This is a genomic window from Spirosoma knui (assembly GCF_054780635.1).
Genome location: NZ_BAAGVY010000008.1, coordinates 156,230 through 170,121, shown reverse-complemented (window position 1 = coordinate 170,121; position 13,892 = coordinate 156,230). Strand labels below are relative to the sequence as shown.

The window sequence follows — 13,892 nt, the reverse complement described above, 5'->3', positions numbered from 1 at the left end:
AATGAATCGAATGGAAAGATGGTGTAGATAGAAGTCAATACTGATTAGTTGAGAGTTAGACTTACTTTGCCTTCCTCCATACCGGTTACATCGAATTTGGGTGTTGGATTTTTGCCCAGAAGTTCGATCAGGTCGTCCGTTGTTCCTATGTGTTCAACATGTAACGATCCTTCTGTCCCTTTAAGCGATTTCTGGACACTCTTCACTTTCGGGTTTTTGGTCAGTATGCTGGTTAACGCCTGAAGTTTTGCAAAACTGGCATTTGCCACAGCAATGTCAGTCGCGTGAGCGGATGATCCAGTTGCTACTGCGCTGGCAGGACGTGAAACCGAAGCAGGTATGTTATTGGCAAACGTCAGATTGCGGGAACAAAGTTGTTCGAGCATGTACGTTGCCATTTTAGCACTAGCGCTCCTGATGGCTTTTTGGGCGGCAATGGATTCTGCCCTGTCATCCGCTGAGGCATTTTCGCTGTGGGTTGCCAGCACAATGGCATCTTCCGTCAGGAGTGCCCGAAGTTCGACCCGTCCCCGGAAAGAAAAATTTCCTTCCATCTTACTGGCCACCTGCTCGCTGTTGGCTTTACCCGTAATGACGATATCAGCCCCTAATTTCAGCCCAAGAGCGGCCATCTTTGCCAGATCATTCCCCTGCTCGCTATTCTGGTCGCGCAGTCGGCTGTACATGGATGGGTCGATTACCCGGAAACCTGCCTCGATAAATTGATTAATCAATGCTCCTTCGGCGGTGGCCTGTTCCAGCACCACGGTTTTCTTTGCATTATTATCGACAGCCGGTTGTGCAGCAGCATTGTTCTTTTTGCTGAGCGCACCAATAAACGTTTTCAGCATTTCCCGATTCTCCTGGCGCTCTTTGAACTCCTGTTCGCGTCGGGTAAGTTTTTTGTCAATGACAATTCCCCCCGTGGTTTGCGTTTCGGGGATCAGGATCATGATTTTGGGGCCTTTCCCATTTTTTAAAAGCGTACAGTTGGCAGGGCTAAACTTCTTGGCAGCCACCATCACGGGCGCTTCGATACGATCTTTCTGGTTCGCTAAAACTTCGGTAGCTTTAATAATCGCCTGCTCACTGGCATTCGCGACTGCCCCACTTAGCCGGGTTGTGGTAAAAATTTCCGACGAAAAACCAGTCGAAATACTTTCTCCGTTCACCGATTCAGAGAACAGAATATCGCCAGTCTGCGGGTTCAACACTTTGAGAATGAAACCCATGCTGACCTTATTTTTTTGAATACCAATCAGGCTGGTGTTCTTTTCACTAAACTCGGTCACTTCCCCTGTGACGACCAGCTGCGCGTCAATTCCGTCGTTAATATCGCCCATATTGCCGTCGGTTTCCAGTACGCGAAAGCAATTGACCTTATGCAGCGAGTTGGTAAGCATCGTAGCTAGCTCACCCCCAAATTCGCCCTGTTCCTGAGCGCGCGTATTGGAGACACTAAAACGGACTACTTTCACCGTCAGTCGTTTATCGCGCGGAAGGTCCTTGCATCTTTCAGCGATCTGTTCCAGGGTTATCTGAACGGGTTTGTTTTTTTGAGCCAGCGCAGGTTGAACAGCCAGACCAGCAGCGACACTTATCGGTAAGAGGATTCGGTAAACGAAATGTTTCATTGCTTGATCGAGTAAGGTAATTTTTGGTTCGTTGGTGATGTATACCCACGGATGGCCCGTGGGTAACGCGACATCAATAATTTTTGGGTAAATACGTTGGTCGATTAGCTTCTCCATAACTAACGGTTATTATTATACGTAGCATCAATCAGGCAACGGAGAGCAGTCATTGAAGTAGTGAATCAGGGCCTGACCAACGGCTTTTGTGACACCCAGTGCAACAACTGATTTAGCCGCCCAGCCAATACCGAGCAGGAAATCCAGGACAGAATGTGCGATTTTACTACCAATGAGCGGGGCCGCTACGGCCAAAAATACTTTCCCGGCTTTGTTCGCATCTACATTGACCCGGTAGATGTTACCAACCTGCGTAACCATTGCCAGATCGCCGACGGTCATGGCATAGTGCGAATCGGGTATCCAAGCAACTGAGGCAAATTTTAACGCCCATTTGTTAATCGCTGAACTCGCCAGCGCTTCTGCTTCCCGTTTGTTGTTTGCAGCCATTGTGATAAGAGTTTTTAACTGGTTCACGGGTATATGGTCTGCACAATCGAATTGTCGCTAGGAGTAGCAAACTTTTTTTTAGCGCCGGATAAAAATAAAATCACCGCCTTCATCACCCGCCTGCTGAACGTATCCGTACATTGGCACTTGTTTCAGGCTGCTGTTGTTGATGACTGCTTCGCGCATATTAATGAAGAGTTCGCTGGCTGTCAGGTACGATTTTGTGTTTTCAGTCAGGCGTTGTACCAGGTAGTTGATAAATACGCTCCGGTCGGGCACGACTGTATTGCCGGAACTGGTGATGGCCCGGCGGCTGCGTAAATTGTATAATTGCTGAATAGCCACAGAAGGCTGCGTTCCGCTACGTGTTGAGATGAGTTCGCCACTGAAACATGCATCAGAAATGACCAGTACGTGCTGGCATGCGAAGCGACGTAACTGATCGCGAATGGTGCTGTTGCTCAGCCAATCGTCGTTATAGTCGTTCTCAGCATCAGTCGGTAGCCAGTATCCCTGTTGGCTTTTTTCTTCCTGCCGACCGTGACCCGCAAAGAAAATGAGCAGGTTATCTTCCTTTCGCAGTTTGTACGTTAGGTCATCGAAGGCCCGGAGGATGGCTTTACGCGTCGGATTGCTTAACGTTGTTACGTGGCGTTCGTTAAAGGTATACTGATCGACCAGCACCCGTTTTAGATTTAGGCCATCCTGAATAGGGAAGGTCAAATCCGGTAATCGGCGGTCCACGTAGTCGTTCACCCCAATGATAAGTGCGTAGAAGTTGCCTTTCAGGGTTATTTTTCCTGATGGCTTAGGGCTTTCCAGCGTACTTTCGGTTCTCTGGGCGACCACGGGTTGTTCGGGTTTCGACGTAGCGGTTTCTTCATAAAATTGAAACACCCACATATCCTGTCGCTGGCTGTCTTTTATATTAGCCGTCTCAACCTTCAGATTGCGCCGTTGATACAGGTTTTTCAGTAGACCGGAACCTCCCGTAACCGCGCCCTGGTCCTGAAAATCGAACTTGCGAACCAACTGAAATTTTAAATTCGTGGCATGCTCGGGGCTATAGGTAGCGTAAGTTAGTGAACCGCTAGTGCAGTAGTTAACCCATTCTTCATACTCCTGATTGTACAAATCGGCCTGTGTCCGTCCGTATTGGTAGCAAGTTGTGGTCGTGCCAGCAATGTTGTGTTTACCCCGAAACACAAAACCATTGGTCTGCAAAACAACCCCGCGCCGATCGGTGGATAGGCTTACTAATTCCAGTAATTGCGCCATCGAGAGATGTTGCGAAAAGGCTAGTGCCGGGCACAGGAAGAATAAACCAATCAGTAGTCGTTTCATTATCGGATATGTATCGTTTTCATTTCAATACATAGCCAACACGTAGCGCGAACAACGGCAACACGCCGGCTCCTAAACTTGAGTCCGAGCCACTTCCCACGGCGGTTATGCTTAACCCCAGCGCCGGTTCCAATGAGACTTTTCGGTTAAAAATCCATTGATAGCCCGCAATGCAACCCAACTGTGTGATAAACACGCTTTCGGTTTCATCGAAACGGTCGCTAACGTGCCAGAGCAATGCGGTAGGTGCTACCCAAAACCCTTCGGGAGCCTGCTTGGGGCTGTCTTTGATGAGGCCGTAAAATCGATATTCCCCTTTCAAGCCGATGGCAGATACGCCAAAACCTAAGCTGTAGAGGCTAAGGCCCGCGTAAATGGAGCGTTTGCTCGATAAAACATGCTCGTAGCCAAAGTTCGTTAAAGGAGCGTATTTGATAATTGAATGTACTGGCCCACCTGCTTCCACCGATTCACTTTGCTCCGACGCTACGTCCGTAATGATGGTTCGGCTTGGGGTTGTAGCGTTCGTCGGCGGTTGGGTGCCTTCGCCCGAATTACTCAACATCACTACGTCGGGTCGGTGGCGGCTGCCATCGGGATACTCGACGTAGCCAATGCCGGACGTCGGTACGCGCGTGAGGGGAGCGTTCGCGTTGGCGCGGTAACTGATGGAGCGACCGTCGGCCCCAATGACCATATACGTAGCAGGAATCTTCTGGCCACTTTTGGTAACAATGGTGTAGACATCGTTTGTCAGTCCGACAAACCGCATTTCCACCCGGCGATTTTGAGCTCGACCCATATCCGTTTTGTTTTCGGCAATGGGTTGACGGCTTCCGTAACCCGCAGATTTAATACGTCGGCTCAATACCCCCCGGCTGATAACGTATTGCATCACCGAATTGGCCCGCTCCTGGGACAGTTGCAGGTTTGCCTTTTTGTTCCCGACATTATCAGTGTGACCGGCAATTTCCATGACCACCGTTGGTACACGGGTTAGAAAAACAGCGATTGTATCCAGGTATTGTTTATCCTCAAACGTCAGGTTGCTCGTTCCGCTAACGTAGTGAATGACACGTAGCGTGATCTTCTTGTTCTTCACGGCATCATAGCCGTTCGTTTGCAGCTCTTTGATTACGCCGTCCAGTTCATTCTGACGTGCTGTTTGTGCATCCTGAGCAAATATTCTAGTTCCCAGGAGCGTCAGAAGTAAACAAAGTAAAGTTGATCTCATGCGTTTTGGATTAGCAGCGGTTGGTTAGTGATTTTTAAAAAGGTATGGTGTAGATAGAACCGGTTCGTACTGTTATATGACCACGCCCCGGAAAAGGTCACGCTTGAAATCCGCATTTTTCTTTTTTGTTGACGTTTCTTTTTGGGTTCGGGTGGGAATACCAGGTAAAATCACCCGCAGACAAGTATGAGACAATTGGTTTATTACGGTTTACTAATCGTTTTTCTGAATGGCCTTTTGGCTCCGAACCTTCGTGCGCAGTCGTCTCATCTATCCTCAACTCATTATAAGTACCGTGTCGTGGAACGGCTCTGCCAGCAACTCAGTGCATCATTTGGCGAGAGCCGGCTCCCCCGTTTGATCATCATTAGCGATCCGAAAAGCCGACGCATTGCTCAGTTTGTGCCCAAACCAGAACCTACACTCTTTCTCGATGAGAAATTGTATGACCTGTGTCGGCAATTTGAGCCGGATTCGCTGTCTGCTCTGGCCTTGGTGTTGGGCCATGAATTGACTCATTACTACGAGAAACACGCAGACTGGTTTGGGTTTGCTCAGATGAACGGGGCGAAAAAGCCTACTAAAGCGCAGTATGAACGAACGCAGTGGCTGGAAGCTCAGGCCGACTTGCTGGGCTTTTACCATGCGTTCCTGGTAGGCTACGATGCGCGTCCGGTTAGTCGTAAACTGTATACGGCTATTTACGAGCAGTATCAATTGCCCGATCAGATGGCCGGTTATCCCAGCCGCACCGAGCGAATCACTCAGTTGGCGGCACAAGCCGCTAAAGCCAATACGTTGGGTATGGCCTTCGACGCGGGCGTTTTCTTCTTCCTAAATCAGCAATATTCGATTGCTGAGCGGTGTTTCACACACGTATTGGATGAATTGCCCACAAAAGAGTTGCTCAATAACCTTGGACTATGTCGGCTCTTATCAGCATCGCACGCCCTGACCCTGCGGGAAATGCCGTTCCGGTTACCATTTGAACTGGCTACTGACAATCGGCTCCGTCCAGAAGATAATCGGGGAAGCGCTCTTGATAAAGTCGATGCACTCAAACGAGCCGTTTCGTATTTTCAGCATGCCATAGAGCTTGACAATCAGTACGTAACGGGTTATATTAACCAGGCTTCGGCGTTGGTACTACTGGGACGTAACGGTAGTGCGAAAGAAGTGATCGACGAACTGGAAAGCGTACTACGTCAGACCAAAAAATCGTTGCCAGCCAACGCCCGATTGGTTCGTGCCATTGCGCTACTGGAAGCAGGCAAAGCAACGGATGCCACCGCCGAACTGGCCCTTAGTCGCGGAGCCCATGAACTAGCTTACAATCAAACCGTCGCCAACCAGTACGCTCAGCTACAAAAGGCTGACCCCACAACCGCGACTCTAACCCTAAATACGCTGGCGAACCATTATAAAAAAAAGGCACGAGAGTCAGCAACTTCTCCAGAGCATCGGGGCGGGGCGGTTTCGCTGCCTTTGTCGGCATCCGTTGCTTTTACAGAACAAGTAACCATACCGGAACCTCTGCTCGTTCGTATTCAGGGCGGTCATACACAGAGTGGTTTTGTTTATCGAATTCGACTGGCTGATGTAAGTATTGACCTGCTACGTTCGCAACCTGGAACTGTCACCCGTAGTGTAAGAGGTATTAAATCAGGCGATTCGGTTCAGGCGTTAATCGCGCAGTATGGTGAACCGCAACGGCTGGTGTCGGCAGGAAATGATGTAACGTATTACTGCTACCATACTTCCCAGTTTTTCGTAGCCGTTCAGTATGGGCAAGTGCGAAACTGGTTTGTTTTCGCAACCCAATAAAACCGCTACGTTTCTAGGGGGCCTGTTTTAGTGGCTGCTTACCTTGCAATCCTTTCACAATTTCGTAGCGCGTTTTACTTCTAATTAGATAATACGTATCAGTGTCCTGGCTGTAGACAAGAGACCATGCGGGATCAGCAGTTGGGAGGGTTGGCAGATAGATTTTTAGGGTGTCCTGAAATTCATAAGCCGGCTCTGACCCACGGCTGAACACTACAGTTTGATATTGCTTAACTTTCTGGTCTTTGCCAAAGCCAAAGCTCATGTCGTCGATTTCATAATAAGGCAGACGAGTTGGGCCTTGTAGTAACTTAGGCTTTATAGGTTTGTTCGCAACCGGCCCCTGAGGCTGTGGAAGCGGCATGGGAATTTCTGTAGGTTCAAGACGCTGCGTATCTTTTGGGACATTCGTTTTAACCGAATCGCGCCCATCCTTAGCAATGGGTTTAGGGTCGTATTTAACTAACTGCCAAACTATTAGCCCGAGCAGAGCGGCCAACAGGAGTGAAGCCGCTACCCTTACCCAGGGCCGTTGCCTGAAAGGTATAACTAAGGGTCCGGGACCGGCTTCTTCGGGATTCGGTTGAAACGGTACGTTAGGAATGATATTCGTTTCGTCGGTTTCAGTAAGCTGCTCGCGTTTAAATTCGGTGAACATACCGAGCAACTCCTGTCGTCGATTCAGTTGAACCTGTTGCATGAGCCTTTCCTGAAATTCATATTCCTGGCGAAACAGAGAGTCGTCGCGCCGGAGTTGCTGAACACGGGCTTCGTCAGTCGCGTCTAGTTCTTTCAGCAACGATTTTTCGATGAGTTCATCACGTTCGGCGTCGGTCATACGTCAATGATTGGAGAAGGCGTATTGGTATAACGTGGTTTGCTAGTAATTGCCTTTATTCAATTCGGTAAAAATAACCTTTAATTTTTCTTTGCATTTATAGAATTGATCGCGCACCCGACCATACTCCATCGGATACGCAACGGCAACCTGCTGATCCGTTAATTCCTCCCAGAATCGCATCCTGAAAAGCCTCCGACACTTCTCCGACAGTTTTTCCAACGCTTGTTGCAGTAGATTGTCACGGTCATACTCTCCCAATAACGCATTATCCTCAAAGGCCAGTTGTAGCAGTGCTAGTTCAGTTGCTTCGGCCTCGTTGTCTCCCAGGGCCTGCTGATCTAACTTGTCAAAATCATCCGTAAGTTGGGTAGGGTTTTTGCCCTTCTTTCGCCAGTGATTTTTCAAAAGCCGAATGGCGATGGAAATTAGAAAGACCGACAGTTTAGCTGTTAATACTAAGGTCTGCTTTCGCTTATCAAGTACGAGCAGCGTTTCATGGAAAATAACTTCAGCTAAGTCCTCCGGTGTATCCCGTCGACGCAGGTAGTTGATCACCTTTGACCGATTGTCGCTGTATATTTTCTTCCAGGCTTGTGGGTTGTCGGTACGTAAGTAATTGATAAGTTCCTGATCGGCATTCTCCGAAACATCGGGTGAATCCATATATAAAGTCGGGTATGGGTAGATCAAATATACCTACCTTCCTCATTAACACAAGAGCAGGCCCGAAAAATCAGACCTGCTCTTTACAGTACTAAGGTTTCTTGCCATCATCCACATCTTTAGGCGGATGGTCATCATCGTCGTCGTCCTGAATAGTGTTGTTAGTTTCAACTTGAGGCTTTGGCTGAACCGGCTCCGGTTGGCAGGACGTAACAGTCAGGGCGAATACGATTAGACAAAGTGCTCCCAGCCGACAAAATGCCGGTATTTTCACTAGCTTGAACATGATTTGATTGGGTTGAACGGAAATTAATCAGCTTACCAAGCCTGGGGCCCCTGTCTTGTCTGCTGGCTCTGTGCTTCAGAGTCAGAGGTGTATGGCGGGACGTATCGAATTGTCGCCAGCGAATTGAAAGTTTTTTTTACTTGGGCGTAACCTTCAGGGTAACTCTGGGAAGTAGGTAATAAATCATTGGTCTATGTCACAACTGCTACCCACTTCTGTTATTATCGCCAAGCTCCAGCGAGGAGAAGATGTCGACGGTATTACCCGGTATCTGTATAAAAATTATGGGCAGACCATCAAACGCTACGTCCAGAAGCGCGGTTGTCCGGCCGATGATGCCGACGACATACTCCAGGAGGTGATGTTGACCTTTTTGCGGCAGGTTCGGAGTGAACGATTTGAACAGCGTGATAATACCGATCTGGGTTCGTATCTGATTGGTATTACCCGCCGAAAATGGTTGAAAAAGCTGGAAGGCGATGGCCGACGAGCGGATCGGGAGGACCGTTATGCGCAGGACACCCTTGCCCCCGAAACGCCTGATGTCATTGTGGACAATGCCGACTATCAGCAGTGGGGGTGGTCACGTTTTCAGCAGTTAGGCGAGGTTTGTCGACAGATTCTGACGGCTTATTATCGGGATGAACTCTCGCTGGAGGAAATCGCGGTTCGCTTTGATTTAGGAACCGTGGGAGCCGTAAAGATGCGCAAGTTCAGGTGTATGCAAAAACTAGTAAAACTTGTTGACGTATGATATCAGAAGATCCAATGGAACGCTGGGAACAATTAGAAGACTATTTGATGGGTCGTATGGAGGAATCGCGAAGTCGTCAATTGGAAGAACGGATGAAAATAGATAGACAACTGACGGATGATTTCGACGAGGTACGCCGGGCACATTCGATGCTCAACGATGCTTTCGTTGAACAGCAAATGCGTGATACGCTCCAGCAACTCCGAACCGAACAACATCGGCAACCCACCGTATGGTATAACCACCTGAAGTGGAATCAAGTAGCTGTATGGACAGCTGCTGCCTGTCTGCTTCTAGTAGGCTATTTGTCGTTATCGCCGATTACGCTGCCCGACGCGGGCTATGACGTGCGCGCCTTGCGGGGTGTCGATACAACGCAGCTTCCACCCCAACAGCGAGCAGCCTTCGCCAATTTTTTTGAAGGCCAGGTAAGGATGGTCGAGGGCGACTACGTACTGGCCGCTCACCACTTCGAAAATGTGTTGCTTGTTGACGACCTGCGCCCGTATTTTCGTGAAGCTGCCGAGTGGCATCTGGCCGTATCATATCTCCGCAGCCGCCAGATTAACCGCGCCAGCCAACTCTACAAACGCCTGAAGGAATGCGAGCCCTGTGCGTATAAAGTAGGCTGGTTGGAACGGCGGAAAATGGAATGGCAACTGTTAATTGCCGATCTGACCCTGTAGCCGACCTGTTTGCTCCCATCGACCTTTGTACCTTTGCCGAACAACCCACACGCCAATCAAGCAGATCATAAACGCTAAAAGGCTCCAGATCATCGAGCTAGATAACCAGGGAGATTCGTAGACGGGTTGATTTGCCCCAATCAGAATGAGGTTAGCCCAATAATGCGGATGACCTGATTTTGAGTACAGATCGGATTCAAAATAATCCATTCGCATTCGCTGCAACGCCACATCAATGGGCAGGCCAGCTTGCAGATGTTTATATAACTGCTGGGCCAGGTATGCCGTGCTTTCATCATTGGCCTTCCAAAGCGTTGACACTACCGACGGGCAACCGGCATAAGCAAAAGCCTGCGCCAAACTGATAATTCCTTCGCCAGGCTGTAGTTTCCCATTGCCAGTCTCACATGCACTTAGCGTCACCAGCCGAGTATGGGGCAGCAATAGATTATATACTTCGCCAGCATAGAGCTTATCTGGTCCCCCGTTCGGATAAAAAGCAATAAACGACCGGGCCGGCTCTATATTGTCGGCGTAAGCATGAGTAGCTAAATGCAGGATATTGTAGTTGGCGTAACCGCGTATAAATCGGCCTTTCGTAGCGGCCTTTCCCAGCAACGTTTCGCCCGGCAATTGTTCAACTTCCGTTTCCGAAGCGGGCAGATAAGCTAATGACAACGGAGGATCGTTTGCATTAATAGGTTCGATGAACGGTGCCAGCCCCAATAAACTCGGTTTCTCCCTGACCGCTACGTCATTTGGGCGGTTGACCAGCGAATGAGCTGATGGAACGTAGCTTATAGCATATTGCTTAAAGAGAAAATCATCGACAACCCGGCCTGTCTCAAGTACGTCGAAGGGTAAACGGTGCAAATCGCTATCTTGGGAAATCAGCAATCTATTACGGTTTGTTAGAAAATGGACAATCGGCTCAATGAGCCAACCATACCCTGTAATGGCTGCCGACGTGCCGTTGTATTTACCCAAGCCTGGATTGGTATATAGCGCATTATCAAGCGTTTTTAAGGCCTGGGTCAATGTATTTAAATCACCGCTCTTCCTAATTATTGTTACATCATCGTGTGTCACAACAGCCATGTAGAGGGCATCCTGAGTCATTAGATAACTCAGATAGGCCATACGGGAATCAAGCGCGGTCTGCACTTTTCGGATCGATAGGGGTTGGGGTTGGTATTTTGCACGGTAATAAACTGGAAACTCCTTTTCAAATTTCTGTTGCAACTGCGCTAACTGAATTTGGGCGTCGATAAGCGTTGACGATGGCGCAGTTGCCCCTTCCAGCTTTTCTGTCGTTATGATACGTTGTAGTTTCTGCTCTTTCGCGAGTAGATCGGCAGGAACGTTGCCGGGTTTGATCTGTAGTTCTCGGGCAATATCCGCCAACGTGGCCGCTTTCGACCGTTCCATTAACCTGAACGCCCGTTCTTTATCAGCCGGTTTTCGGGTTTGGCTATACAGCAAATAAGCTGTTTCAAAGGCCTCCAGATAAGCCGGTCGAACTTGATTGGCAAAAAACCACTTTGTCTCCAGCACATTATAACTTTTTCGCATCGCATCCGCAACCGTAAGTGCCCGTTCGTAGGTTATACTGGCATTATGGAGGTCCGCTATTTTTTTTGACGCGTTGAAACGCTCTAAAAACAAGGTTGCTTTGAGTGATAAGGCCATAAACAAACCCTGTTCCAGAAGTGCCTGCGCTGAAGTAGGATTTGTTGCGATGTCCGCAGCGGTGAAATCTGTGCAGGAAGCTACGATTGCCTGCTGACAATAAACCAGTGCGCTGTCTATCTGTTGCTGACTTTGCTTAATACGAGCTAGCCCTATATAATTTTCGGCAACATTGCCTTTGTTTTCAGAATCCTGTAAGGCTTTTTTAAAATAGGTTTCGGCCTGGGTGAATTGCCCGACAGCATACGCACATTTCCCTAGGTAGTTTAAGGCGATACTTACGGATCGGCGAGTCGCTTGCGTGGACGTAGCCCGCATGATTGCTTTTGCGAGGGCCATTGCTTTGTTGGCGTACAAAATGGCTTCGTCATAGGCCTTTATTTGAAAAGCATCGCCGGCCAGACCATTATAAATTTTACAGACATACTCATCTTTTTTGGAATAATTATTCAAGGCTAATTTTCGAAGGTCGAACGCTTTCTGGAACTGACCTAATCGCTCATATAATCCGCCCAGATTATTCTGTAAGATCGCAACATCTTCTTTAGAACCGCCCTGTTTTTTCGTTATGGATAAGGCTTTACTTAAATAACCGAGTCCTTCTGTATAGGCATTGTTTCGTATATACATCATGCCCTGATTATTGTAGTGGTAGATTACGTATTCGGCGATGCGGCTTTCTAATTCAGGATGTTGCTGAAGAATGGTATTCGCACGTGAGAAATAGAGATAGCATGAGTCTGGTTTATTCAGCTTTTTATACATTTCACCCAAGCTGGAATTCAACTTAAACCACACCGAATCGGGCTGAGTCCGTGCTCGCCTGAGCAGCGCTGCTCCTTCATGACAAATGGCGGCCCCGCGTCGGTAGTCGTCCTGCATGTGATAAATAGAACTAATATCGACTGCCAAATTAGCCGCCTGCACAAAATCAAGGCGAGCCGCTAAACGATAGGCATATAGGTAATTCGTATAAGCGAGATTGTAATTACCCTGACTGTATTGTTCTTCCGCCCAATTACGATACCGATCAATATCGGCAATGGATTGGGCCTGTATAGTTGAATAGAGAGAAATTAAATAGATAAGTACCTGATAGAGAATGCTAAAGGTGTAGAATCTTTTCATACAAACGGAAGTAAAGATCTATACAATACAAGAGTTGACTGACGAATATATGTATTTTGACAATAGAAATAAGTGACGTGTGTCGTCGAGAAAAGGTTGACCGTTTTTCAAGATAGGTAGCCAGTTCGTTAAGGCCCCTCATTTACCAGACCACTCAACTAGTGAGGAAGAAACGTTGACCCGTCAACGTTTCTTCCTCACTAGTTGAGTGGTCTGGTAAAGCTATGTGATGATTCGTTGTCAGCGTTCTTGGACTGCCTTGTTGCGGCCTCATCGGAGTGCCGATGCGTCAAAACTATGGTGCCGGACAAGCGGCCTATCTGCCGAATGAAGCAATGGTCAGAGCGAGGGGCAATCAGGCTACCGGAGCAGTGACCAGAATCGAGCTCGTTAAGCGGGAGAGGTGTGGTCGAGCCAAAGGGGGCACTAGTCCCGATTGGGCAGCATATCAATGGTTTCCAGAATGTAGGGCGATAAGATTATGCCCCCAATGACTAATCGTTCTTTCCCGATGAGCACTTGTACGCTCACTAATCCAATGATCTGTTGAAAGCCTTTTGTGTTGTCGTACACTGAATTTCGCAACGTAAACGTGCTTATATTATACACGGGGCCTCCGCTATTCCCCTCGAATATTTCGGCATCATACAGGACGAGCGGATAGCGCTTTACCGGAAAAATGGGATAGGATGCGATGCGTCCGGTCCGGAGAATGGGGAATCCTTCTTCGTTGGCCGAAAACCCTTTTGGAAACCCTAAACTCAGTGATTCCTTACCAGGCTGTAAATCAAAATTTTCGATCAATTGCTTCTCGCTGGCCAATATGTTTGTGTTCAGCCAGGTAACGTAAGCCGCTGCCGGCAGAAAAACATACATCACCGCTACGTCCGCCGTAGGATGCCTTGTCCACAAGGGTACGCCATTCTTACGAACTGGAATTGAAACCGGAAAAATGACGAATGTTGAATCAACTCTCTTTTTCCGGAGGTATAAAACCGCCGAATCAGCCTTGATATTATCCAGAACGTGCGCAGCCGTAATCATAATTTTATAGCCTGACAAAGAATCCCGCTTCGATGGCTTGAGTAGCATGAATACGGTGCCTTTAGTGATTTGATTGCCAGTGGTATAACCCGCAATCTTGAAGGTAGACTCCATGGCCCAGGTGTTCATATTCTGGGCAAGCAGCGCGTTTGCTTTAAACAGCAGGCATTGACTGATTACGAAGCAGCAGATTAATCGACATAAACTGTTCATGCGTTATTGATGGACTTATCGGTGGACAGTTTTTAAAAGGCCAAT

General features: G+C 48.2%; 12 protein-coding genes. 3 read left to right on the top strand and 9 right to left on the bottom strand.

Translation table 11 applies throughout. The features are described 5' to 3' along the window. Nucleotides 1–44: 44 nt before the first annotated feature. The 4 genes from ACYVIY_RS17470 to ACYVIY_RS17455 all read right to left on the bottom strand — a co-directional run bounded on the left by ACYVIY_RS17470 (nucleotide 45) and on the right by ACYVIY_RS17455 (nucleotide 4,719). On the bottom strand, nucleotides 45–1,751 hold the full coding sequence (locus ACYVIY_RS17470) for a CsgG/HfaB family protein (RefSeq protein ID WP_460977668.1): 1,707 nt from the start codon (nucleotides 1,749–1,751) through the stop codon (nucleotides 45–47). A gap of 27 nt (nucleotides 1,752–1,778) precedes the next feature. Further along, on the bottom strand, nucleotides 1,779–2,141 hold the full coding sequence (locus ACYVIY_RS17465) for a hypothetical protein (RefSeq protein WP_460977667.1): 363 nt from the start codon (nucleotides 2,139–2,141) through the stop codon (nucleotides 1,779–1,781). Nucleotides 2,142–2,219: 78 nt separating this feature from the next. After that, the gene (locus tag ACYVIY_RS17460; protein ID WP_460977666.1) at nucleotides 2,220–3,485 is read right to left on the bottom strand and encodes a caspase family protein; all 1,266 of its coding nucleotides are present in this window, start codon (nucleotides 3,483–3,485) and stop codon (nucleotides 2,220–2,222) included. A 19-nt stretch (nucleotides 3,486–3,504) separates the two neighbouring features. Next, the gene (locus ACYVIY_RS17455; protein ID WP_460977665.1) at nucleotides 3,505–4,719 is read right to left on the bottom strand and encodes an OmpA family protein; all 1,215 of its coding nucleotides are present in this window, start codon (nucleotides 4,717–4,719) and stop codon (nucleotides 3,505–3,507) included. Between the two features lie 186 nt (nucleotides 4,720–4,905). On the opposite strand from ACYVIY_RS17455, the gene ACYVIY_RS17450 reads away from it, so the two are divergent. Continuing rightward, entirely contained in the window at nucleotides 4,906–6,543 is a 1,638-nt protein-coding gene (locus tag ACYVIY_RS17450; protein WP_460977664.1) for a hypothetical protein, read from the top strand. Between the two features lie 13 nt (nucleotides 6,544–6,556). On the opposite strand, the gene ACYVIY_RS17445 is transcribed toward ACYVIY_RS17450, so the two are convergent. From ACYVIY_RS17445 to ACYVIY_RS17435, 3 genes are all read right to left on the bottom strand, one after another. Beyond that, nucleotides 6,557–7,381 (bottom strand): hypothetical protein, encoded by an 825-nt coding sequence (locus tag ACYVIY_RS17445; RefSeq protein WP_460977663.1) that lies wholly within the window; start codon nucleotides 7,379–7,381, stop codon nucleotides 6,557–6,559. A 42-nt stretch (nucleotides 7,382–7,423) separates the two neighbouring features. Next, nucleotides 7,424–8,047, bottom strand: coding sequence for an RNA polymerase sigma factor (locus ACYVIY_RS17440; RefSeq protein ID WP_460977662.1), 624 nt, complete (start codon nucleotides 8,045–8,047; stop codon nucleotides 7,424–7,426). A 91-nt stretch (nucleotides 8,048–8,138) separates the two neighbouring features. Then, entirely contained in the window at nucleotides 8,139–8,333 is a 195-nt protein-coding gene (locus ACYVIY_RS17435; RefSeq protein ID WP_460977661.1) for a hypothetical protein, read from the bottom strand. 193 nt (nucleotides 8,334–8,526) lie between these two features. Between ACYVIY_RS17435 and ACYVIY_RS17430 the strand changes: the two genes are divergently transcribed. Together ACYVIY_RS17430 and ACYVIY_RS17425 are read left to right on the top strand one after the other, a co-directional pair. Then, nucleotides 8,527–9,087, top strand: a complete 561-nt coding sequence (locus ACYVIY_RS17430; RefSeq protein WP_460977660.1) for an RNA polymerase sigma factor — start codon at nucleotides 8,527–8,529, stop codon at nucleotides 9,085–9,087. Continuing rightward, nucleotides 9,084–9,773 (top strand): hypothetical protein, encoded by a 690-nt coding sequence (locus ACYVIY_RS17425; RefSeq protein ID WP_460977659.1) that lies wholly within the window; start codon nucleotides 9,084–9,086, stop codon nucleotides 9,771–9,773. The genes ACYVIY_RS17430 and ACYVIY_RS17425 overlap by 4 nt, the downstream gene beginning before the upstream one ends. On the opposite strand, the gene ACYVIY_RS17420 is transcribed toward ACYVIY_RS17425, so the two are convergent. After that, nucleotides 9,750–12,590 carry a CHAT domain-containing protein gene (locus ACYVIY_RS17420; RefSeq protein WP_460977658.1) on the bottom strand — a complete coding sequence of 947 codons (2,841 nt, stop codon included), beginning with the start codon at nucleotides 12,588–12,590 and terminating at the stop codon, nucleotides 9,750–9,752. The genes ACYVIY_RS17425 and ACYVIY_RS17420 overlap by 24 nt on opposite strands. A gap of 426 nt (nucleotides 12,591–13,016) precedes the next feature. Beyond that, entirely contained in the window at nucleotides 13,017–13,847 is an 831-nt protein-coding gene (locus ACYVIY_RS17415) for a S1 family peptidase (protein WP_460977657.1), read from the bottom strand. Nucleotides 13,848–13,892 lie beyond the last annotated feature (45 nt).

Bases quoted from the DNA above. Each gene is read 5' to 3' on its own strand.
- ACYVIY_RS17470 (WP_460977668.1), bottom strand. From the start codon at position 1,751: ATGGAGAAGCTAATCGACCAACGTATTTACCCAAAAATTATTGATGTC.
- ACYVIY_RS17465 (WP_460977667.1), bottom strand. From the start codon at position 2,141: ATGGCTGCAAACAACAAACGGGAAGCAGAAGCGCTGGCGAGTTCAGCG.
- ACYVIY_RS17460 (WP_460977666.1), bottom strand. From the start codon at position 3,485: ATGAAACGACTACTGATTGGTTTATTCTTCCTGTGCCCGGCACTAGCC.
- ACYVIY_RS17455 (WP_460977665.1), bottom strand. From the start codon at position 4,719: ATGAGATCAACTTTACTTTGTTTACTTCTGACGCTCCTGGGAACTAGA.
- ACYVIY_RS17450 (WP_460977664.1), top strand. From the start codon at position 4,906: ATGAGACAATTGGTTTATTACGGTTTACTAATCGTTTTTCTGAATGGC.
- ACYVIY_RS17445 (WP_460977663.1), bottom strand. From the start codon at position 7,381: ATGACCGACGCCGAACGTGATGAACTCATCGAAAAATCGTTGCTGAAA.
- ACYVIY_RS17440 (WP_460977662.1), bottom strand. From the start codon at position 8,047: ATGGATTCACCCGATGTTTCGGAGAATGCCGATCAGGAACTTATCAAT.
- ACYVIY_RS17435 (WP_460977661.1), bottom strand. From the start codon at position 8,333: ATGTTCAAGCTAGTGAAAATACCGGCATTTTGTCGGCTGGGAGCACTT.
- ACYVIY_RS17430 (WP_460977660.1), top strand. From the start codon at position 8,527: ATGTCACAACTGCTACCCACTTCTGTTATTATCGCCAAGCTCCAGCGA.
- ACYVIY_RS17425 (WP_460977659.1), top strand. From the start codon at position 9,084: ATGATATCAGAAGATCCAATGGAACGCTGGGAACAATTAGAAGACTAT.
- ACYVIY_RS17420 (WP_460977658.1), bottom strand. From the start codon at position 12,590: ATGAAAAGATTCTACACCTTTAGCATTCTCTATCAGGTACTTATCTAT.
- ACYVIY_RS17415 (WP_460977657.1), bottom strand. From the start codon at position 13,847: ATGAACAGTTTATGTCGATTAATCTGCTGCTTCGTAATCAGTCAATGC.